At 63.2% G+C, this 20,496-nt stretch carries 19 protein-coding genes; 4 read left to right on the forward strand and 15 right to left on the reverse strand.

Translation table 11 applies throughout. The features are described 5' to 3' along the window. Positions 1-72 precede the first annotated feature (72 nt). From asd to leuC, 5 genes are all read right to left on the reverse strand, one after another. The gene (asd, locus tag DOM58_RS16235; protein ID WP_110693746.1) at positions 73-1,188 is read right to left on the reverse strand and encodes an aspartate-semialdehyde dehydrogenase; all 1,116 of its coding nucleotides are present in this window, start codon (positions 1,186-1,188) and stop codon (positions 73-75) included. A 132-nt stretch (positions 1,189-1,320) separates the two neighbouring features. Next, on the reverse strand, positions 1,321-2,400 hold the full coding sequence (gene leuB, locus DOM58_RS16240) for a 3-isopropylmalate dehydrogenase (protein WP_075561701.1): 1,080 nt from the start codon (positions 2,398-2,400) through the stop codon (positions 1,321-1,323). Between the two features lie 30 nt (positions 2,401-2,430). Next, positions 2,431-3,219, reverse strand: coding sequence for a class I SAM-dependent methyltransferase (locus DOM58_RS16245; protein WP_110693747.1), 789 nt, complete (start codon positions 3,217-3,219; stop codon positions 2,431-2,433). After that, on the reverse strand, positions 3,212-3,856 hold the full coding sequence (gene leuD / locus DOM58_RS16250; protein WP_075561699.1) for a 3-isopropylmalate dehydratase small subunit: 645 nt from the start codon (positions 3,854-3,856) through the stop codon (positions 3,212-3,214). The genes DOM58_RS16245 and leuD overlap by 8 nt, the downstream gene beginning before the upstream one ends. A gap of 12 nt (positions 3,857-3,868) precedes the next feature. Next, complete coding sequence (leuC, locus tag DOM58_RS16255; RefSeq protein ID WP_110693748.1) at positions 3,869-5,317, reverse strand: 3-isopropylmalate dehydratase large subunit; 1,449 nt, start codon at positions 5,315-5,317, stop codon at positions 3,869-3,871. Between the two features lie 192 nt (positions 5,318-5,509). Here leuC and DOM58_RS16260 point away from each other — a divergent pair, with 192 nt between their 5' ends. Next, positions 5,510-6,409 carry a LysR family transcriptional regulator gene (locus DOM58_RS16260; protein WP_110693749.1) on the forward strand — a complete coding sequence of 300 codons (900 nt, stop codon included), beginning with the start codon at positions 5,510-5,512 and terminating at the stop codon, positions 6,407-6,409. A gap of 78 nt (positions 6,410-6,487) precedes the next feature. Next, the gene (locus DOM58_RS16265; protein WP_110693750.1) at positions 6,488-7,846 is read left to right on the forward strand and encodes a Yip1 family protein; all 1,359 of its coding nucleotides are present in this window, start codon (positions 6,488-6,490) and stop codon (positions 7,844-7,846) included. A gap of 54 nt (positions 7,847-7,900) precedes the next feature. Here DOM58_RS16265 and aroC read toward each other — a convergent pair whose 3' ends face one another. Further along, a complete protein-coding gene (gene aroC / locus DOM58_RS16270; RefSeq protein ID WP_110693751.1) occupies positions 7,901-8,992 on the reverse strand; it encodes a chorismate synthase in 1,092 nt (363 codons plus the stop codon). Between the two features lie 34 nt (positions 8,993-9,026). Continuing rightward, the gene (prmB, locus tag DOM58_RS16275; protein ID WP_245392303.1) at positions 9,027-9,983 is read right to left on the reverse strand and encodes a 50S ribosomal protein L3 N(5)-glutamine methyltransferase; all 957 of its coding nucleotides are present in this window, start codon (positions 9,981-9,983) and stop codon (positions 9,027-9,029) included. Positions 9,984-10,138: 155 nt separating this feature from the next. Here prmB and DOM58_RS16280 point away from each other — a divergent pair, with 155 nt between their 5' ends. Beyond that, the gene (locus tag DOM58_RS16280) at positions 10,139-10,759 is read left to right on the forward strand and encodes a Smr/MutS family protein (protein ID WP_110693753.1); all 621 of its coding nucleotides are present in this window, start codon (positions 10,139-10,141) and stop codon (positions 10,757-10,759) included. 90 nt (positions 10,760-10,849) lie between these two features. On the opposite strand, the gene DOM58_RS16285 is transcribed toward DOM58_RS16280, so the two are convergent. From DOM58_RS16285 to DOM58_RS16295, 3 genes are read right to left on the reverse strand one after another with little or no spacing between them, the layout of a single operon-like run. Next, the gene (locus DOM58_RS16285; protein WP_110693754.1) at positions 10,850-11,926 is read right to left on the reverse strand and encodes a patatin-like phospholipase family protein; all 1,077 of its coding nucleotides are present in this window, start codon (positions 11,924-11,926) and stop codon (positions 10,850-10,852) included. Then, positions 11,923-12,858: an alpha/beta hydrolase gene (locus DOM58_RS16290; protein WP_110693755.1), complete on the reverse strand. Its 936-nt coding sequence runs from the start codon at positions 12,856-12,858 to the stop codon at positions 11,923-11,925. The genes DOM58_RS16285 and DOM58_RS16290 overlap by 4 nt, the downstream gene beginning before the upstream one ends. Then, positions 12,855-13,661: an alpha/beta fold hydrolase gene (locus DOM58_RS16295; protein ID WP_110693756.1), complete on the reverse strand. Its 807-nt coding sequence runs from the start codon at positions 13,659-13,661 to the stop codon at positions 12,855-12,857. Before DOM58_RS16295 ends, DOM58_RS16290 begins: the two co-directional genes overlap by 4 nt. Before the next feature lie 263 nt (positions 13,662-13,924). Here DOM58_RS16295 and DOM58_RS16300 point away from each other — a divergent pair, with 263 nt between their 5' ends. Then, entirely contained in the window at positions 13,925-14,872 is a 948-nt protein-coding gene (locus DOM58_RS16300; protein ID WP_075561691.1) for an AEC family transporter, read from the forward strand. Positions 14,873-15,052: 180 nt separating this feature from the next. Here the strand turns inward: DOM58_RS16300 and DOM58_RS16305 are convergent, their stop codons facing one another. The 5 genes from DOM58_RS16305 to DOM58_RS16330 all read right to left on the reverse strand — a co-directional run bounded on the left by DOM58_RS16305 (position 15,053) and on the right by DOM58_RS16330 (position 20,428). Then, the gene (locus tag DOM58_RS16305) at positions 15,053-16,630 is read right to left on the reverse strand and encodes an aldehyde dehydrogenase (NADP(+)) (protein ID WP_110693757.1); all 1,578 of its coding nucleotides are present in this window, start codon (positions 16,628-16,630) and stop codon (positions 15,053-15,055) included. Between the two features lie 257 nt (positions 16,631-16,887). Continuing rightward, entirely contained in the window at positions 16,888-17,667 is a 780-nt protein-coding gene (locus tag DOM58_RS16315) for a FadR/GntR family transcriptional regulator (protein ID WP_245392304.1), read from the reverse strand. Between the two features lie 80 nt (positions 17,668-17,747). Continuing rightward, a complete protein-coding gene (locus DOM58_RS16320; protein ID WP_110693760.1) occupies positions 17,748-18,557 on the reverse strand; it encodes an NAD-dependent epimerase/dehydratase family protein in 810 nt (269 codons plus the stop codon). A 64-nt stretch (positions 18,558-18,621) separates the two neighbouring features. Continuing rightward, the gene (locus DOM58_RS16325) at positions 18,622-19,902 is read right to left on the reverse strand and encodes a TRAP transporter large permease (protein WP_075561686.1); all 1,281 of its coding nucleotides are present in this window, start codon (positions 19,900-19,902) and stop codon (positions 18,622-18,624) included. A gap of 4 nt (positions 19,903-19,906) precedes the next feature. After that, complete coding sequence (locus DOM58_RS16330; protein ID WP_110693761.1) at positions 19,907-20,428, reverse strand: TRAP transporter small permease; 522 nt, start codon at positions 20,426-20,428, stop codon at positions 19,907-19,909. Positions 20,429-20,496: the final 68 nt, after the last annotated feature.

The following is a 20,496-nucleotide window of genomic DNA, read 5'->3' on the forward strand; positions in this document are numbered from 1 at the left end:
TAAGCGCAAAAAGCCCTGCCAGCTTGGCTGACAGGGCTTTGCTGACAGGGCTTGGCGAAACTCGAATGATGCTCAGGCGCGTTCGCGCAGAATCTTGAGCATTCGCTTGAGCGGTTCGGCAGCGCCCCACAACAGCTGGTCGCCAACGCTGAACGCGGTCAGGTACTCACCGCCCATGGCGAGCTTGCGCAGACGCCCCACCGGGATGGTCAAGGTGCCGCTGACCGCCGCCGGGGTCAGCTGCTCGAGGGTCGCGTCCTTCTCGTTGGGCACGACCTGGACCCAGTCATTGTGCTTGGCCAGCCGGTCCTCGATCTCGTCGATCGGCACGTCCTGCCTGAGCTTGATGGTGAAGGCCTGACTGTGCGAGCGCATCGCGCCGATTCGCACGCAAAGCCCGTCGATGGGGATTGGGTTGGCACCGGTGGCGAGAATCTTGTTGGTCTCGACGCCGCCTTTCCACTCTTCCTTGCTCTGGCCGTTATCCATCGCCTTGTCGATCCACGGCAACAGGCTGCCGGCCAGCGGCGCGCCGAAGTTATCGACCGGGAACTGACTGCCGCGCATGCTGGCGGTGACATCGCGGTCGATATCCAGAATCGCGCTGGACGGCGTCGCCAGATCCTTGGCGACCGCCGAATGCAACGCACCCATCTGTCCGATCAGTTCGCGCATGTGCTTGGCGCCGGAACCCGAAGCGGCCTGATAGGTCATCGAGGTCATCCACTCGATCATGTTGGCCTCGAACAACCCACCCAGGCCCATCAGCATCAGGCTGACCGTACAGTTGCCGCCGACGAAGGTTCTGGCGCCCTTGGCCAACTGCGCGTCGATGACGTGACGGTTGACGGGGTCGAGCACGATGGTCGCCTCGTCAGCCATGCGCAGCGTACTGGCCGCATCGATCCAGTAGCCTTTCCAGCCGGCCTCGCGCAGCGGCTTGTAGACCGCGCCAGTGTAGTCGCCGCCCTGACAGGTGACGATCACGTCCATCGCCTTGAGCGACTCGATATCGTTGGCGTCCTTCAATGCCGGTACGTCGACGCCGATGCTCGGCCCGGCCTGGCCGGCCTGGGAGGTGGAGAAGAACACCGGCTCGATCCCGGCGAAATCGTTGTCGTCCAGCATGCGCTGCATCAGCACGGAACCGACCATCCCGCGCCAGCCGACGAATCCGACTTTCAACATAGTTGGCGTACCCCGAAGCGTTTTTGAATGTCCTGAATCGACACGACGACCCGTTCGAGTCGTCGCATCCTGTCAATCTTGAAAGCGCATTATAGCGCATCGGCCGCGAAGTTCCGTCCGATGGCGACGCGCTCAGGCCTCGGCGAATGCCGCCAGTACCGCATCCCCCATTTCGCTGGTGGAAACCTGGCGGGTGCCCGGATAGGCAATGTCGGCGGTGCGCAGGCCCTGATCCAGTACCTGACCGACAGCGCGCTCGATGCGCTCGGCAAGCTGAGGCTCCCCCAGCGAATAGCGCAGCATCATCGCCACCGACAGAATCGTCGCCAGCGGATTGGCCAGGCCCTGACCGGCGATATCCGGCGCGCTGCCGTGGCAGGGTTCGTACATGCCCTGCTGACGCTCGTTGAGCGACGCCGATGGCAGCATGCCGATCGAACCGGTGAGCATGGCGGCGGCGTCGGAGAGAATGTCGCCGAACATGTTGCCGGTGACCACCACGTCGAACTGCTTGGGCGCGCGCACCAGCTGCATGGCGGCGTTGTCGACGTACATGTGCGACAGCTCGACGTCGGGATATTCCGGCGCCAGGCGGTTCATCACTTCGCGCCACAGAATGGTGACTTCGAGCACGTTGGCCTTGTCCACCGAGCAGAGCTTCTTGCCACGCTTCTGCGCCATTTCGAAGGCGACGCGACCGATACGCTCGATCTCGGACTCGGAATAGACGTAGGTGTTGAACCCGACCCGCTCGCCGTTACGCTCCTCGATGCCGCGCGGCTGGCCGAAGTAGATACCGCCGGTGAGCTCGCGCACGATCATGATATCGAGCCCGGAAACCACTTCCGGCTTCAGCGTCGAGGCTTCGGCCAACTGCGGATAGAGCAGCGCCGGGCGCAGATTGCCGAACAGATTGAGATTCTTGCGCAGTCCCAGCAGGCCCTTCTCGGGGCGCTTGCTCAAATCTTCCAGCGTGTCCCATTTCGGGCCGCCGACGGCGCCGAGCAGGATCGCGTCCGCCGCCTTGGCTTTGACTAGCGTCGACTCGGGCAGCGGATCGCCCTCGGCATCAAAGCCGGCACCGCCGACCAGCGCCTCTTCCAGCTCGGCGTCCAGCCCGGCTTCGCGGCAGGCATTCAGAATCTTGACCGCCTCGGCGGTAATTTCCGGGCCGATACCATCACCGGGCAACACCAGAATTTTCTTACTCATGCATTGTCCTCAAGCGTGTTCCTTGATTTGTCACTTCGTGGCCCACAGCACCAGCATATCCGTGGTGAAGGAGCCGTCATCGCTGATCTCGAAGGCATCGCGCACTTCCTGACCGACATCGCGCTGCAGGTGGCGAATGGCATCGCGCATCACATCCGGGGTACGCATCCGCGCAATCCAGGTCTCGAAATCCAGGCGCAGGCGCTGGCGCGAGCTGGACGTCATCACCAGCCCCGCTTCACCGACCATCTGCGCCCATTCGCTCGGGGCGTAGTCGCGCACATGACTGGTGTCGCGCAGCATCTCGACGGTCTGCAGGAAGCTGTCGAACAGCGGCTGCTCGGACGCCGAGACGTCGATGAATGCCGCCAGCCCACCCGGCTTCAACACCCGTCTCGCTTCGCGCAGCGCCAGCCCGACGTCGCGCCAGTGGTGGGCGGAGAAGCGGCTGCAAACCACGTCGAAACTGTCGTCCGCGAACGGCAGCGACTCGGCGATACCCTGCACCGTGCGGATATTGGTGAATCCACGCTCGATGGCCGCCTCGCCGACCACCGCAAGCATTCGCGGCGACAGGTCGTAGGCCACGACCTCCGCCGCCAGATCCGAAAGTTGGAAGCTGACATGACCGGCACCGCAGCCGAGATCCAGCACGCGAGGCGCATCGACTGGCGCGTCGAGCTGGCCGATGCGTTCGCGAAGCTGCGCGAACTCTTCACCCTGGGCATGCACCTGACTCGACAGGTAGGCCGCAGCCTGGCCTCCGAACTGGCGCTCGACGACGGCGCTGTGGTCGCCGTGCCCTGTCACGTCAGGCATCCCGGAACAACCAGGGGTTCGCCGGACGATGGCGGCTCTCGAAATCGCGAATGGCCCCGGACTGCTCGAGGGTCAGGCCGATGTCGTCGAGCCCTTCCAGCAGGCAGTGCTTGCGGAACGCATCGACCTCGAACGGGATCGCCTCGCCGCTCGGTGTGGTGATCGTCTGCCCCTCGAGATCGATGTCGAGGCGATAGCCTTCCACGGCTTCGGTCTCCTGGAACAGCCGATCGACGGTGGCCTCGTCGAGAGCGATCAACAGGATCCCGTTCTTGAACGAGTTGTTGTAGAAGATGTCGGCAAAGCTCGGCGCGATCACCACGCGGAAACCGAAATCATCCAGCGCCCAGGGCGCGTGCTCGCGCGAGCTTCCGCAACCGAAATTGCGCCGCGCCAGCAGCACCTGCGCATCGCGATAGCGCGACTGGTTGAGCACGAAATCCGGATTGAGCGGACGGCCCGTGGCGTCCTGGCCCGGGTACCCTTCGTCGAGATAGCGCAGCTCATCGAACAGGTTGGGGCCGAAGCCGGTGCGCTTGATCGACTTCAGAAACTGTTTGGGAATGATCAAATCGGTATCGACATTGGCGCGATCGAGCGGTGCGACCAGGCCCTGCAGGCGTTCGAACTTTTTCATTGTCTGGCCTCCTCAGGCACTCATCGCGTCGGCGCGATCATAGTCATAGCTGCGGACATCGACGAAGTGGCCTTCGATGGCCGCTGCCGCCGCCATTGCCGGGCTCACCAGATGGGTGCGCCCACCGTAGCCCTGCCGTCCTTCGAAGTTGCGGTTGGACGTCGAGGCGCAGCGCTCGCCGGCGCCCAGCTTGTCGGCGTTCATCGCCAGACACATCGAACAGCCCGGCTCGCGCCATTCGAAGCCCGCCTCGACGAAGATCCTGTCGAGCCCTTCGGCTTCGGCCAGACGTTTCACCAGTCCGGAGCCCGGCACCACCATCGCCAGCTGGATGTTGTCGGCAACCTTGCGCCCTCTCGCCACCTTGGCCGCCTCGCGCAGGTCCTCGATCCGCGAGTTGGTGCAGGAGCCGATGAACACCTTGTCGAGCCGGATATCGGTGATCTTCTGTCCGGCGCTCAACCCCATGTACTCCAGCGCGCGGGTCATGCCCTGGGTGACGGTTTCATCGGCGGCGCCGGCCGGATCCGGCACTTCGGCGGAGACGTTGACGACCATTTCCGGGCTGGTGCCCCAGGTGACCTGCGGCTCGATCTCGGCGGCGTCGAGCTCGACGATCTTGTCGAAATGCGCGCCGTCGTCGGAAACCAGATCCCGCCACGCCTCGACCGCCGCCGACCACTGCTCGGCCGTCGGTGCATAGGGGCGGCCCTTCAGATAGTCGATGGTGTTGTCGTCCACCGCCACCAGACCCACGCGGGCGCCAGCCTCGATCGCCATGTTGCAGATCGTCATACGACCTTCCATGGAGAGATCGCGGATCGCACTGCCGGCGAATTCGATGGCGTAGCCGGTGCCGCCAGCGGTACCGATGCGCCCGATGATCGCCAGCACGACATCCTTGGCGGTGACGCCGAGCCCCAGCTTGCCCTCGACGCGCACCTGCATGTTCTTCATCTTCTGGGCGATCAGACACTGCGTCGCCAGCACATGCTCGACTTCGGAGGTACCGATGCCGTGAGAGAGCGCGGCGAAGGCGCCGTGCGTCGCGGTGTGCGAGTCGCCGCAGACCACGGTCATGCCCGGTAGCGTGGCGCCCTGCTCCGGCCCGACCACGTGGACGATACCCTGGCGCTCGTCGTTGATCCGGAACTCCTCGATCTCGAAGCTCTCGCAGTTGGCATCCAGGGTCTCGACCTGGATTCGCGACACGTCGTCGAGAATCCCGGCGTTACCGGCGCTGCGCTCCTTGAGCGTGGTCGGCACGTTGTGGTCCGGCGTCGCCAGATTGGCATCGCGACGCCACGGCTTGCGTCCGGCCAGACGCAGCCCCTCGAACGCCTGGGGCGACGTGACCTCGTGCAGCAGGTGACGATCGATGTAGATCAGCGCGGAACCGTCGTCGCGCTGGGTCACCAAATGCTGCGCCCACAGCTTGTCGTAGAGCGTCTGGCTTGCCATCTGTGTTATCTCCTCCGTCACGCTATCTCTCGCAGCTTGGTGACGTAACGCTTGCGAATCGAGACGTCATCTGACGCCGCGAATGATTGGATAGCCAAGATACGGCGCCTTCATGCATAAAATCAATTCATCTTGATTATGCTTTGGATTCCATAACAGAATTAATAAATTTATCCGTCGGGGATTGATGCCATGGACACCCAGAGCCTGCAGGCTTTTATCGCGGTCGCCGATACGGCGTCGTTCTCGCTGGCCGGGGAGCAACTGCATCTGACCCAGCCAGCAATCAGCAAACGTATCGCCACGCTGGAACATCAGACCGGCGCCCGACTCTTCGATCGGATCAATCGGCGCGTCAGCCTGACCGAGGCCGGTCGGCTGCTGCTGCCCCGCGCACGGCAGATTCTGCAACTGGTCGAGGATAGTCGCCGGACGTTGAGCAATCTGAGCGGCAGCGTCGAGGGCAGTCTGACGCTCGCCACCAGCCACCATGTCGGCCTGCACCGGCTGCCGCCGATCCTCAAGGCCTTTACCCAGCGCTACCCCGACGTCGATCTGGATCTACGCTTTCTCGATTCCGAACAGGCCTATCACGGCGTCGTCGCCGGCGAGATCGAGCTGGCCGTGGTGACGCTGTCACCGCACCCCAACCCGCAGGTCGAATCGGTCCCGGTGTGGATCGACCAGCTACGCTTCGTGGCGGCGCCCGAACACCCGCTGACGACGCGCGGCGAGCTGCCGCTATCGACACTGGTGAACTATCCGGCGGTACTGCCGGGGCCGCTCACGTTTACTCGCGACATCGTGGTGGGTTCGTTCAATCGGGCCGGGCTGGCAATCGATGTGGCGCTCTCCACCAACTACCTGGAGACGCTGAAAATGATGGCGGGTATCGGGCTGGGCTGGAGCGTGCTGCCGGAGAGCATGATCGACGACGAGATCGCGGTACTGCCGGTGTCGCATCCGCCGATCGAGCGTCGACTGGGCTATCTGGTGCACAAGGGCCGCACGCTCTCCAATGCCGGACACGCGATGATCGCGGAACTGGAAAGCGCACGAACCCCAAAACCGACACCGAGCGACTACGCTTAGCCCCGCGTATTCAAGATACCGCCATTCAAGACGCATCCCTTCGAGATGCGCTCATTCAAGCAAAAGGAGTCGCCTCGCATGGCGCAGGACGAGCAGGACGCGCCCAGCCACTCGGCAGCGCAGGACGAGGCCGCCATCAAACCGCTGCGGCTGGGCCTGGTGCCGGCGCCGGAACTGCCGGAACGGGTTGCCAATCAAATCGCCGGAGAGCTACCTGACCTCCTCAAGCGCCACACCGACGACCGCCACGACTGGCAGGTCGAGTGCGTGACCGATGCGCTTGTCGGCGCTGATGACGGCGCTGCGGATGTGATCGAGCAGGCAGCGCAGCTCAAACGTGACAGGGACTGGCATTATGTGGTCTGCATTACCGACCTGCCGCTGTTTCTGAATGATCGACTAACGGTCGCCGAAGCCATCGGAAACCGGGGCGTCAGCCTTATCTCACAGCCAGCGCTGGGCGCCTCTCCGCTAAAGCGACGTTTGCGTGAAGCCATTCTCCAGCTGATCAATGAAATGCATCACGGTAGCGATGATGAGGATCGGGAGCGTCAGCAACAGCACCTGAACAGTAACGCCGAGGCGCGGAATCAGAGCGGCATTCGCAACAGTAGCTCGCGGCACTTGATGAGCTGGGGGCCGGCCGAATGGCTGGCACCGATCCAGCGCGAGACATCGAACGATAGCGGTGAAGACGGCTGCGAGGTGCGCTTCGTCAGCGCAGCACGCTGGCGCGGCCATGCCAGACTGCTCTGCGGCATGATCAGAGCCAACCGCCCCTGGTCGATACTGCCTGCGTTCCGCCGAATCATCGCAGTGGCCTTCGCCACCGGCGCCTATGCCCTGATCTCGCCCGGCCTATGGCAACTCAGCGCAGCATACGGGTTCTCCCGCTCCGCCATTCTGATGGTCGCCGCCATCGCGGCCATGGTGGTCTGGTTGATCGTCGATCACGGGTTGTGGGAGCCGCAACAACATACCGCCTCGAGTCGGCTAACGCGGCTTTACAACCTGACCACGGTGCTGACCTTGGCGGCAGGCGTCAGCTGCTACTACGCGATACTGTTCTTGCTGTTTCTCGTCGCCGCCATTCTGCTCGTGCCGTCCAGCCTGTTTGAGTCGACGGTGAGCCAATCGATCAGTTGGCTCAGTTTCCCCGCTCTGGCGTGGTTCGCCACCTCGATTGCGACCGTCGGCGGCTCACTGGGCTCTAGCCTTGAGAGCGACGAAACGATCCGCAGCGCTACCTATGGCTACCGTCAGCAGTTGCGCCAGCGCAAGGTCAAGGATCGACAAGCCGAGGACCAAGAGCAAGAGGCCCGGGAAAAAGACGAGCAAAAGAAAGGCGAGCAAAAGAAAGAAGAAGACACGCGGAATCAGGCAGAAAGGCAGGCCAGAGCATCGCGAAAACACCAACAGGACGACCAGTCGCCTTGATCACGACACCCGCCGGATGGCAGGCATCGTGCTACATCACACGACACCTCTCGGTCAGCGCTGGCCGAGGCGCGGCGTCTCGACGTGGACGTCGGCGTTCTGGGCGCGATGGCGCAGCAGGTGATCCATCAGCGTCAGCGCCATCATCGCCTCGGCGATCGGCGTGGCGCGGATGCCGACACAGGGATCGTGACGCCCTTTGGTCACCACTTCCACCGGCTTGCCGTTGACGTCGATCGAGCGCCCCGGCTGGGTGATGCTGGAGGTCGGCTTCAGTGCCAGATGGGCGACGATCGGCTGGCCGCTGGAGATGCCGCCAAGCACACCGCCGGCGTGATTGGAGAGGAAGCCTTGCGGGGTCATTTCATCGCGATGCTCGCTGCCGCGTTGGGCGACGACATCGAAGCCATCGCCGATCTCGACCCCTTTCACCGCATTGATGCTCATCAGCCCGTGAGCCAGATCGGCGTCCAGCCGATCGAAGACCGGTTCGCCCAGCCCCACCAGCACGCCCTCGGCGACGACCGTGATCTTTGCGCCCACCGAATCCTGATCGCGGCGTAGCTGGTCCATGTAGGCTTCGAGCTCGGGCAGCCTGTCCGGATCCGGGCAGAAGAACGGATTGTCGTCGACGCCGTCCCAGCTCTTGAATTCGATCGGGATGGGGCCGAGCTGGCTCATGTAGCCGCGCACCTGAATGCCCTGCCCGGCCAGCCATGCCTTGGCGATGGCGCCGGCGGCCACGCGCATGGCGGTTTCGCGGGCGCTGGAGCGGCCGCCTCCGCGATAGTCGCGAATGCCGTACTTGTGGTGATAGGTGTAGTCGGCGTGTGCCGGACGAAACTGCTCGGCAATCTTGGAGTAGTCCTTGGAGCGCTGATCGGTGTTCTCGATCATCAGCCCGATCGGCGTACCCGTGGTTCGGCCCTCGAACACGCCGGACAGGATCTTGACCTGGTCCGGCTCGCGGCGCTGAGTGGTGTGGCGCGAGGAACCCGGCCGACGGCGATCCAGATCGTGCTGCAGGTCCGCCTCGCTGAGCTCGAGTCCCGGCGGGCAACCGTCGACGATCGCGCCCAGCGCGGGGCCGTGGCTCTCACCGAAAGTGGTGACGGTGAATAGTTTGCCGAAGGTGTTGCCGGACATGCGCGATCCTCAGGAAAGAGATGAAAATATCGGTTCAGGCCGAGGGAGTGGCAGCGAACTGATCGGCGTAGCTATCGAGATCCTCGGCGCTGAGCGCGAAGACCCCTTCGCCGCCGCGCTCGAACTCCAGCCACAGGAATGGTACCTCGGGGAAGGCCGCCTCCAGATGGCGCTGCGAGTTGCCTACCTCGACGATCAGCATGCCACCGTCGTTCAGATAGGTCCGGGCTTCACGCAGAATGCGCCGGACGATATCGAGCCCGTCGCGACCGGCACCCAGCGCCAGGCCCGGCTCATGGCGATACTCCGCCGGCATCGTCGCCAGATCGCGCGTATCGACATAAGGCGGGTTGCTGACGATCAGATCGTAATGCTGACCGGCCACACCCTCGAACAGATCGGAGGCCACCGCGCGAACGCGCCGACCGACATCATGCCGTACGATATTCGCCTTGGCGACCTCGAGTGCCTCGACGCTGATATCGACCAGATCCACTTCACAGGTCGGCAGGTGAAGCGCGGTGGCAATGCCCATGCAGCCGGAACCGGTGCACAGATCGAGCACTCGTCCCGGAGGCGTCTCGTCGAACCAGGCCGCAAACCCCTGCTCGATCAATTCGGCGGTGGGCGAACGCGGAATCAGCACGCGCTCGTCGACCTCGAACGGGAAGCCGGCAAAAAAGGCCTCGCCGAGCAGGTATGGCAGCGGCCGGCGCGTTTCGATCCGGCTCCTCACCAGCGCGACGATACGTTGGCGCTCGACACCCAGCAGGCGCGCGTCGAGCACCGCCGGATCAACATCCCACGGCAGATGCAGCGCACCCAGCACCAGCGCCACCGCTTCGTCCCAGGCGCTGTCGGTGCCATGACCGAAATGCAGTCGATGCGCGTGGAATTCGGTGGTGGCCCAGCGCAGGCAGTCGCGCACGCTGAACAGGTCTTCGACGATGGCTGCGTCGGCTAGCGTCAGGGTCGACTGCGGTGAGGACATCGGCAGGGCTCGCATCTGGCTGGAAAACGGACGACGATTGTACGCGCAAGGCTCACGCGTTCACAGTCGGCCATGCCCCGACGACCGGAATCGGGTACCCTTTTGCCCGCTGAACGACTCAAGCCATCGAGACCGCGATCCGCAGAGGCACGGCCATGACGAACTCCACCGGCGATGACGACCATCGCTTCGCCAATCACGACCGTCGCGACCGCCATGACAAGCCTGACAGCGCCTTTCGCGACGCGCTGAAAGCGGCCGGTATCCGGCGACTCAAGGTCAACCGGGCGCAGACCGGCCGGCCGCGGCGCAACGAACTCAATACCGGCGCCCGCCGTGAGGCGGCGGAACAGGCCCCGCCGCAGGTTCAGTCGAAGCTGTCGGACGGCGGCGTCGAGGCGGTCACGCCGCATCAGCGACTCGAGTTCTCGATTCCGGATCTGCCCCAGCGTACTTTTGCCCAGCTCAAGAAAGGCCACATCGCCTGGGAAGGTGGGCTCGATCTGCACGGCTACACGCTCGACGAAGCCCGTATCGAGCTCGAAAGCTTCATCGATGATGCCATCGCCGCCCGCGCTCGCTGCGTGCTGGTGGTTCACGGCAAGGCGCGCGGCTATCGCGGCAGCGGTGCGGACTACCCGGTGATCAAGAGCCACGTCAACGGCTGGCTCAAGAACTGGTCGCGGGTGCTGGCGTTCTGTTCGGCAAACGAGGTCGACGGCGGCACCGGCGCGCTCTACGTACTGCTGCGCACCCGGGCCGATTCCAGTAGCTGAAACGTCAAATGAAGCATCCAGACGGCGCTGATCAACCTGCCGAGCGAGATGGAGAGCGGGGCTCGCGCCGGCGGCCCTGCAGTGCTCCCGTCAACCGTGCCGCTTGGGCGACGACAATGGCAGTGGTAGCCGCCCCTGCGGATCGCCGCTGCTGGCAGGATGGCGGTGGTCATCGATCGGCTCGGCGGCAACGGCCGTGCAGTCCCGTCCTTGTTCGTGTCGATCCAGGGCCTGGGCGGTGAGATAGCGTCCGAGCTCGATCAGCGCCTCGGCGCGATGAAATTCGTAGGCACCGCAAACGCTCTTGGGCACCTCGATCAGAATGTCCGGCGGGTAGCCGGCAATCTTGTACTTGGCCAGCGCTGCCTGGGTAATATCGAACGAGGCCAGCATCATGTCGAGCTTGCTCCAGGCGCGTTCGGTCTGACTCGACCAGCTGCCGTTGTCCGCCAACTCATCGTCGTCGCCGAATGAAAAAACCATGCCCTGCACCCGCGTGCGCACATTTCTCAACCAACCGCTGAAACTCTTGCCTTCGGCTTGGCGCTCGATCTCGCGCGCCTGCTCCTGAGCCGCCTGATCGGCGGGCAACAATTCTTCCAGGGTGACTTGCCTCGGTGTCTGCGCCGTCGCGTTGACCGCCAGCACGATGTCCGCTTCGACGGAGACCGTGGGAATGATCGGGAGCGGATTCAGCAGACCACCGTCGACCAGCACATGGCCGTTCTCCTGGACCGGAGTGATGATCCCCGGCACCGCGATCGAGGCCCGAATCGCTCTCAACAGCGGGCCTTTCTGGAACCAGACCTCACGCTGACGGTTGAGGTCGGTCGCCACCGCGGTAAACGGCATCGGCAGATCTTCGATGCGGATATCCCCGACCAGCGATTCGAGCTTGGTCATCACCTTGCCGGCGCGCATGGCACCCATGGCGCTCCAGGTGATATCGACCAGACGCAGCACGTCGAAATAGTCCAGCCGACAGACCCAGTCTCGATACCCCTCGAGCTTGCCGGCGGCGTAGATGCCGCCGATCAAGGCGCCCATCGAGCAGCCGGAAATCGAGACGATTTCGTAGCCACGTGCCTCGAGCTCCTCGATCACGCCGATATGGGCATAGCCTCTCGCGCCTCCACTTCCCAGTACCAACGACACTCGAGGTTTCATGACAGGGACTCCCCGGTGATCGATTGATGCCAGCGTACGATTTCCGACGTCACTTGCGCTACTCTGACGCGCTCCAGATGCAGGTGATGCCCGCCGGAGACGATTCGCCGCTCCAGCCGGTCGATTCGACGACACGCCTCGCCGAGATAGGGGCGCTCGTTCAATACGCCGCCGGTCGCCTGCAACAGCAGCACCGGCGCGCGAATGGCCGCAACCGTCGCCAGCATCTGCGCCGAGCTCCAACGCAACAGCGACGGCTGGACCAGACGGCGGTCGGTGCGCCAGTGATAGCGCCCATCTTCACAGCTGACCAGGTTACGCTCGACGATTGGCCGCGCGGTATCGGCATCGATCCGAGTGACTCCACCCCGAACCCGCGCCGCCACGGCGTCGTCGATGCTCGCATAGCCGCCGCTGGCGCTACGTTCAGCACCGTCTCCAGCACTACGTCCAGCGCTACGTCCAGCATTATGCGGCGGCGGCCGCCGGCGCGCGCGCAATGCCGACTGCAGCTGCGCCACCGTCTCGTCGGGTTCGCTGGTGGTCGAGGCCAGCCCGTCGATCAACACTAGCCGGCCGACCCGCTCCGGTGCGGCGGCCGCGATCAGAGTGGCCACGCCCGCGCCCATCGAGTGGCCGACAAGCGTTGTCGCGCGCAGATCCAGTACGTCCAGGGCATCGAGAACATCGGGCACGTAGCCCCACAGCGGATAGTCGGCCCGCGCGCCCCGGTGCGGGGAGTGGCCGTGCCCCGGCAGGTCCAGCGCCACCAGCCGAATGCCCAGCGCCGTGACCAGGGCGGGCGCCAACCGGGAAAAGGTCGCCGCGTTGTCCAGCCAGCCATGCAGGGCCACCCAGGTAGGCGCGCCCTCCTCCCCCCAGCTCAACGCTGCCAGCCGATCGTCTCCCAGCACCAGCGTCCGCGGCCTCATGCCGAGGCCTCGAGCATGCCATCGGCCGCGTCCAGAATCGCCTGGCGAGTGGCCTGAGGGTGCTCGAACGGAAACATGTGCCCACCCGGTACACAGCGGATTCGAACGCCCAGGCGCGTGAGCGTCCGCCGACGTTTGGGAGTCAGCAGATCGGAATCTTCACCGGCGATGACCGTCAATGGCACCTGGAGCTTGCGCAGCACCGAGGTGAGGTGATCCGGTAAATGGCGAAACACCGCCGCTTCCGTGCGGGGCGCGTAGAGCAGCCTGGCGGCACCGCTGTCGTCGTCGAGGGTCGTGGCGCCGGTGACATAGTCGTCCATCGCGGTCTCGGTGAAGCCCTGAAACAGCGAACGCCGGCGCAGCGACGCTGCCATGGCGTCGCGGCTGGGCCAGATCTCGCGACGACGCAGCGTCTTGCCGGCCGGCGTGACGCGATCGACGAAACCTGCCAGTTTGGCGAATTTCAGCATCCAGGCGTCTCGCCCCAGCAGCAAAGGCGGATCCAGCGCAATGACGGCGCGAAAGTGCTGGGGCGCCTTGACGGCGGCCATGATCGACAGCACACCGCCCATGGAGTGGCCCACGGCGACGACCGGTTTCGCTAACGGCTCGATGGCCGAGAGATACTCTTCACACAGCGCCAGCCAGTTGCGCCCGACCGGGAACGCCGGGTCATGCGCCAGGCGATCCAGCGGATGCAGCTCGAAGTGCGACGCCAACGGCTGCAACAGCGTCCGGTAACTGGCGCCGGTGAAACCATTGGCATGGGCGAAGACCAGTGGGTAACGCAGCATCGACATCTGAATTCCCTTAGACTATCGGCGATAAAAACAGTCGTCGATGAACCGATCGACTGTCATAACTGACGATTGTAAAAAATTAACGACTTCCGTCGAACGTCATTGCCGGGGTAGTGACGCTCCACCCGACTTCAACCAAGGATTGTACTGTGTCTCGCAAAGGAACCCATCGTGATACCCGTCTGCGTAACCGATTATTCTGGGCCGTGCTGGTCGCGGCACTGATCATCGGCTTCTGGCTAGTGCGCGGCGGAGACTGATTCATGGGGCTGCTCGCGGCTTTCACCCACACCCTGGAAATCACGCTCCCGGTATTTCTGATGGTGTTCCTCGGCTTGGGGCTCAAGCGACTCGGCTGGATCGACTCGCACTTCATCACTACCGCATCGATGCTGGTGTTCAAGGTCACCATGCCGGCGCTGCTATTTCTGAGCATCGTCAAGGCCGACCTCAGCCGCGCCCTACAGCCGGAGCTGATCGGCTACTTCATCGGCTACACCGTCATCAGTTTTCTACTGGCCTGGGCCTGGGCAGTCTGGCGACACCCGCGTGTCGAGCGCGGTATCTTCACTCAGGGCGCGTTTCGCGCCAACAACGGCATCGTCGGCCTCGCCCTGGCCGCCGGCCAGTACGGTGATTACGGACTCTCCGTCGGCGGCGTGCTAGCCGGCGCGGTCATCGTCATCTACAACGTCCTCTCGGTGTTCATCCTGTCGCTTTACAGCGATGACGTGGCCACGGATTTCCGCAGCCTGGTCAAGAACCTGGCCAGAAATCCGCTGATCCTGAGCGTCGTCTTCGCGATCCCGGTGGCACTATCGGGCCTCGAACTGCCCGGATGGATCATGACCTCAGGCGGCTATCTCGCCGGCATGTCGTTGCCGTTGGGACTGATCTGTATCGGCGGCACGCTCTCGATCAGCGCCTTCAAGCGCAGCAGCACCATCGCCCTGGACGCCAGCCTGTGGAAGCTGGTGTGGGTACCGCTGTTCGGGGTTCTCGGCGCGCTCGCCGTGGGTATCCAAGGCCCGGCGCTGGGCATTCTCTTTCTCTACCTGGGCTGCCCCGGCGCCGCAGCCAGCTTCGTCATGGCCAAGGCGTTCAAGAGCAACGACAAACTGGCGGCCAACATCATCGTCATCACCACGTTCGCCTCGATGTTCACCCTGAGCCTGGGGCTGTTCGTGCTGAAGTGGCTAGGATTGACATAGAGCTTTGAGAGAGGGCTTTGAAAGAGGGCTTTGAAAGAGGGCTTTGAAAGAGGGCTTTGAGATACCGATTGATACCGCAATAACGACCACCGCTGCCGGACGAGCATACCGTACAAAAAAGGGCCGCTCTCTCGAGCGGCCTTTGTCGTTTCGTTGTTGCCTGGAATCCGGATATCGAGATCAGCCTTCGCGCTCGCCATCGAGCAGACGACGCAGTTTCAACGGATTGCCGTCGCGAATGGCTTCCGGCAGCAGCGCCTCGGGCAGATCCTGATAGCAGACCGGCCGCAGAAAGCGAAAGATCGCCGCCGTGCCGACCGATGTCGACCGAGCGTCGGAGGTCGCCGGAAACGGGCCACCATGAACCATCGCGTGGCTTACCTCGACACCGGTCGGCCAGCCGTTGGCCATCACCCGACCGGCCTTGCGCTCGAGCGTCGGTAGCAACCGCCTGGCGGTATCGACGTCCGCATCATCCAACTGCAACGTTGCGGTCAGTTGACCTTCCAGCGCCTCGGCAACGCGCTTGACCTCGGCCGAATCACGGCAGGCGACGATCAGCGAGGAAGCCCCGAAGATCTCGGCCTGCAGCGCCTCATCGCCGATCAGATCTTCGCCGGTCGCCATGAAGAGACCGCTCTGGCACTGATAGGCACCTTCGCCGATACGGCCGCGCGCCAATTCACGTACCTTGGCATTGGCAGCCAGCGCCGAAACGCCGCGACCGTAGGCCTCGTGAATGCCGGGCGTGAGCATCGTCTGGGCGGTGCTGTTTCTGACGGCCTCCGCCGCCGCCTCGACGAACGCGTCGAGATCCGGCCCTTCGATGGCGATCACCAGGCCCGGATTGGTGCAGAACTGGCCGGCGCCCATGTTGAGTGAGCCGACGAACGACTCGGCCAATGCCTTGCCGCGCGCCTTCAACGCCGCCGGCAGCAGGAAAACCGGATTGATGCTGCTCATCTCGGCGTAGAACGGAATCGGCTCCGGGCGACTCTGAGCGATCTCCAGCAGCGCCAATCCACCCTTGCGCGATCCGGTAAACCCACCCGCCTTGATGCGCGGATCGGCAATCAGCGCCTGGCCGACTTCGAAGCTCGAATCGTGCAGCATCGAGAAGACTCCTTCCGGCAGGCCGCACTTGTTGACCGCCGCCTGCACGGCACGCCCGACCAGCTCGCAGGTGCCGGGGTGCGCCGGATGCGCCTTGACCACCACCGGGCAGCCCGCGGCCAGCGCCGATGCGGTATCACCACCGGCAACGGAGAACGCCAACGGAAAGTTGCTGGCGCCGAAAACGGCTACCGGACCCAGCGCGACATGACGCTGGCGCAGATCGACCCGCGGCATCGGTTGGCGATCCGGCAGCGCCGGGTCGATGCGGACATCGAGCCATTCGCCGGCCCGCACGGTCTTGGCGAATAGACGCAGCTGGCCGCAGGTGCGGCCGCGCTCGCCTTGGATACGGCCCTGAGGCAGACCGGACTCGGCCACGGCCTGCTCGATCAACGCATCGCCGATCGCCTCGATTTCATCGGCGATCGTCTCGAGAAACGTGGCGCGATCCTCGAGCGACGATTCGCGATAGTCGTCGAATGCCGACCAGGCCAGTTCGCAGGCTCGTGCCACGTCTTCAGGCGTGCCGCCGAAGAACTCGGTCGGGAGACGTTCGCCGGTGGCCGGGTTGATCGCCACGATCGGATCGCGACTGCCTTTGACGGTTTGCTGTCCAATCAGTAGTTCACCGGTCAGATTCACGTTACCTCCTAGCAGAATACTCGAATGAAGCATTGATGAAGCGAGAGCACGCTCGGGCGAGGGTTGCTGGAACATGACGATGCTTGATTCCAGCGATGCCGAACGTGGCGACGAAGACTGTGATGATGCCGCGAATGCGCAAAATCGGGTGTCGAGAGGCTTGCAGCAACAGGACACCGCCACCCTGAAGAATGGCAGTGCAATCCAACGGCACTTCGATCATGTCGGTTCGAATGATCATCCGAACCGTTGCAGCCTCACGCTTGCGGCCTGTCCTGGTACACAGCGTAGTTGTCATACGCCCGCTGAAGATGGCGATACATGGCATCACGGGCGGTTTCCGCCTCGCCGGTGACTATCGCCTGCAGAATATCGGCGTGCTCACGAGCGACCCTTTCAAGATAGTAAGATACGGCTTCGGGGTCGAGCTCTACCGATAACAGCTTGGTGCGGGGGATGGCGCCTTCATTGAGCTGATCGTACAGCGAGACGAAGAACGGATTGTGCGTGGCTTCAACGATGGCCCGGTGAAAGACGTAGTCTTCATGACGCGCCTGACTACCCGAATCGCAGGCGGCCAGAAACTGTTCATGAGCCGCCTGCATCGCTGCCACGTTTTCCGGCGTGCGTCGTTCGGCAGCCAGCGACGCGGCCTGGGAATCCAGCGTCATGCGCAGTTCCAGCACGTGCAGAATATCTTCCACCGTGTTGGCGCTGATGCGCCTGGCCGGGAATTGATGCTCGGGGGCAGAACGCAGAACGCGCGTGCCGATACCCCGACGCGTCTCGACCAGCCCCATCGACTTGAGATGGGCAATCGCCTCGCGCACTGCGGTCCGGCTGACGCCGAACATGTCGCACAGTTGGCTCTCGGTCGGCAACTTGTCCCCCACCGCGATGCGACCCTGAGTGATCAGAGCCTCCAACTGCCGGGCAATCTGGCGCGAAAGACTCTCCTGAGAGGAGATGCGCTTGATCTCCCAAGCCTGGGTCTGCTCCATCGTGCTGCCTACCTTATTGAATGTCTTGTCCGACACGGAATCTGTGATCGCCCTGCGCTGTCATTGCGGTAAAACGTTCGAGACAGCATACCAGTTTGATCCATCCAGGCACGGGATCACGTTTCGTCGTCGGGATGCCCCAGGGTCACGAACTTGCCGCCCTGATAGATGACGGCCGGGTCATTCGGATCCTGCGGGGACGCTGCCGCTTCGGCCTCGACTTCGGCTCGCCACGGCGCCGAGCTCTCCTGCGGCGCCCAGCCCAGAAACTGGGCATGACGGTTGTCCCACCATTGCTCGTCGTTGTCGGAGACGCCGTAAATCACGGTGTAACCCAGCTTGGGTGCCGTGAACGCGCGCTCGAGTAGCGTGACGAAGTCCTGCACGCCCAGCCAGGTTGCCAGCATGCGGGTATCCTTGGGCTTGGGAAAGCAGGAGCCGATGCGCACGCTAAGCGTCTCGATCGCGAATTTATCGAAGTAGAGACTCGCCAGATCCTCGCCGAAGCACTTGGAGACGCCATAGAGCGAATCCGGCCGACGCGCTACCTGGGTATCGATTCTTGTCGTGCGCGGATAGTAGCCGATGGTGTGGTTCGAGCTGGCGAACACGATGCGCGGCTTGCCCTGCTTGCGCGCGGCCTCATAGAGGTTGTAGGCCCCGATGATATTGGCCTGCAGGATCCCTTCCCACGGTTTTTCCACCGAGATACCGCCGAGGTGAACGATACCGTCGCAGCCGCTGACGAGTTCTTCCACCGCTGACGCGTCGGCCAGATCGCAGCTGACGATCTCCTCGTGCGTCTCGGCATCATTGATCGCCTCGATGTCAGACAGGCGAACTTGATGGGCCAGCTTCGAGAGATACGGACGGATAGCCTGCCCCACGCCACCGGCGGCGCCGGTCACCAATAATCGATTCAGCATGTTTGGGTCTTCTCCTGATTGAGTGAGATGTCGAATGATCCAAAGGCCGGAGTGCCTTACCGAATCACTGCAGCAACTCGGGCAAGGTCAGCGAGATGGCCGGCACGTAGGTGACCAGCATCAACACCACGAACAACGCCAGATAGAACGGCCAGATGGTCTTCACTGTCTGTTCGATCTTGATGCCGCCGATCGCGCTACCGACGAACAGACACCCACCAACCGGCGGCGTGCACAGCCCGATGCCCAGATTCATCATCATCAGGATGCCGAACTGGATCGGGTCCATGCCGAACTGCTGCGCCACCGGCAGAAAGATCGGCGTGCAGATCAGAATCAGCGGCGCCATGTCCATGATCATGCCCAGCGCCAATAGCAGCAGATTGAGCATCAGCAACACGACAATGGGATTATCGGAGAAAGAGGTCAGCGCGTTGGCCAGCATTTCCGGCACGTTATACAGCGCCAGCAGATACGAAAACGCCGAGGCACAGCCGACCAGAATCATCACCAGCGCGGTCGTCTTGACCGCCTGATAGACCGCCTTCTTGAATGAGGCCCAGCGAAGCTCGCGATAGACCAGCCCGGTGACGACGATGGCATAGATGGCGCCGAACGCGCCGGATTCGGTCACCGTGAGGATCCCGGACAGTACACCCCCGACGATGATCACCGCGGTCAACAGCCCCGGCAAGGACGCGATAAAGCTGATCAACAGCGCGTACCACCCCGGGAAGGGTTCGCCCCCGTAGCCGCGTTTGACCGCTACCAGATAGGCCGCCACCGCCAGCGCCAGACACATCAGAATGCCGGGGACGATACCCGCGACGAAAAGCTGGGTGACCGAAATGCCCCCACCGGCTGCCACCGCGTAGAGAATCATGTTGTGGCTGGGCGGAATCACGACGCCGGCGATGGAAGACGTCACCGTCACGTTGACTGCGTAGTCGGTGTCGTAGCCTTTCTCCTTCATCACCGGAATCAGGATCGAGCCCAGCGCAGACGTATCGGCGACCGCGGATCCGGAAATGCCGCCGAACAGCATCGAAGAGGTCACGTTGACCATCCCCAGACCACCGCGGACACGCCCGACGGCTGCCGAGGCGAAGCGGACCAGACGTGTCGAGATGCCGCCGTGCAACATCAGCTCGCCGGCAAAGATGAAGAACGGAATCGCCAACAACGAGAACACCGAAATGCCGGAAACGATTCGCTGGAATCCCACGAAGAGCGGCAATCCCTCGTAGAGGAACGTCACGATCGAAGCCAGACCCACCGCAAACGCGATCGGTGCGCCTACGATCAGCCCGAGAAGAAAGACGCCGAAAAGAATGGCTAGTCCCATGATGTCAGCTCCCTGCCCGGCCGGTGCGCGTGATGCGTTGAATGAGATTGGCGCAGGTGAAGACCACCAGAAGCACGCCACAAGCGACCAGAGGCGCAGCACGCCAGCTCTCGGAAAGCCCGATCATCGGGATCGGTCGGCCTGCATTGCTCAGCATCATCAGCCACCCCTGCCAAGCCATGAACCCTCCGAAAAGCAGCACGAATCCGTCGGAAATGGCATGCATGATCACGCGCGGAATTCTGGGCGCGCCCTCGCGCAGAAAGTCGATGCTCAGGTGAGAATTGAACCGGACGCCGGCGCCTGCACCCAGGCAAGTGATATAGACCACAATCAACAGCGAGGACTGCTCGATCCAGGTCGGCGTGTCATTGAGCACGTAACGACCAAACACCAGCCATCCGAAAGAAAAAATCAAGAACACCAGTAATACGCCTGCAACGATCAGACACAAACGCGCCAGACCGTCCAGCAACCTGTCTGGCAACGCATCGGAATTGGCAGACGAATTCGGGACGTTATCCACGATGGGTTTCCCTGATTGATGTCGGAGACAAACAACGGACCCCCGAAGATCGGGGGTCCGTCACGATT

It is taken from the genome of Salinicola halophyticus (assembly GCF_003206695.1).
GTDB lineage: Bacteria > Pseudomonadota > Gammaproteobacteria > Pseudomonadales > Halomonadaceae > Salinicola > Salinicola halophyticus.

Bases quoted from the DNA above. Each gene is read 5' to 3' on its own strand.
- asd (WP_110693746.1), bottom strand. From the start codon at position 1,188: ATGTTGAAAGTCGGATTCGTCGGCTGGCGCGGGATGGTCGGTTCCGTG.
- leuB (WP_075561701.1), bottom strand. From the start codon at position 2,400: ATGAGTAAGAAAATTCTGGTGTTGCCCGGTGATGGTATCGGCCCGGAA.
- DOM58_RS16245 (WP_110693747.1), bottom strand. From the start codon at position 3,219: ATGCCTGACGTGACAGGGCACGGCGACCACAGCGCCGTCGTCGAGCGC.
- leuD (WP_075561699.1), bottom strand. From the start codon at position 3,856: ATGAAAAAGTTCGAACGCCTGCAGGGCCTGGTCGCACCGCTCGATCGC.
- leuC (WP_110693748.1), bottom strand. From the start codon at position 5,317: ATGGCAAGCCAGACGCTCTACGACAAGCTGTGGGCGCAGCATTTGGTG.
- DOM58_RS16260 (WP_110693749.1), top strand. From the start codon at position 5,510: ATGGACACCCAGAGCCTGCAGGCTTTTATCGCGGTCGCCGATACGGCG.
- DOM58_RS16265 (WP_110693750.1), top strand. From the start codon at position 6,488: ATGGCGCAGGACGAGCAGGACGCGCCCAGCCACTCGGCAGCGCAGGAC.
- aroC (WP_110693751.1), bottom strand. From the start codon at position 8,992: ATGTCCGGCAACACCTTCGGCAAACTATTCACCGTCACCACTTTCGGT.
- prmB (WP_245392303.1), bottom strand. From the start codon at position 9,983: ATGTCCTCACCGCAGTCGACCCTGACGCTAGCCGACGCAGCCATCGTC.
- DOM58_RS16280 (WP_110693753.1), top strand. From the start codon at position 10,139: ATGACGAACTCCACCGGCGATGACGACCATCGCTTCGCCAATCACGAC.
- DOM58_RS16285 (WP_110693754.1), bottom strand. From the start codon at position 11,926: ATGAAACCTCGAGTGTCGTTGGTACTGGGAAGTGGAGGCGCGAGAGGC.
- DOM58_RS16290 (WP_110693755.1), bottom strand. From the start codon at position 12,858: ATGAGGCCGCGGACGCTGGTGCTGGGAGACGATCGGCTGGCAGCGTTG.
- DOM58_RS16295 (WP_110693756.1), bottom strand. From the start codon at position 13,661: ATGTCGATGCTGCGTTACCCACTGGTCTTCGCCCATGCCAATGGTTTC.
- DOM58_RS16300 (WP_075561691.1), top strand. From the start codon at position 13,925: ATGGGGCTGCTCGCGGCTTTCACCCACACCCTGGAAATCACGCTCCCG.
- DOM58_RS16320 (WP_110693760.1), bottom strand. From the start codon at position 18,557: ATGCTGAATCGATTATTGGTGACCGGCGCCGCCGGTGGCGTGGGGCAG.
- DOM58_RS16325 (WP_075561686.1), bottom strand. From the start codon at position 19,902: ATGGGACTAGCCATTCTTTTCGGCGTCTTTCTTCTCGGGCTGATCGTA.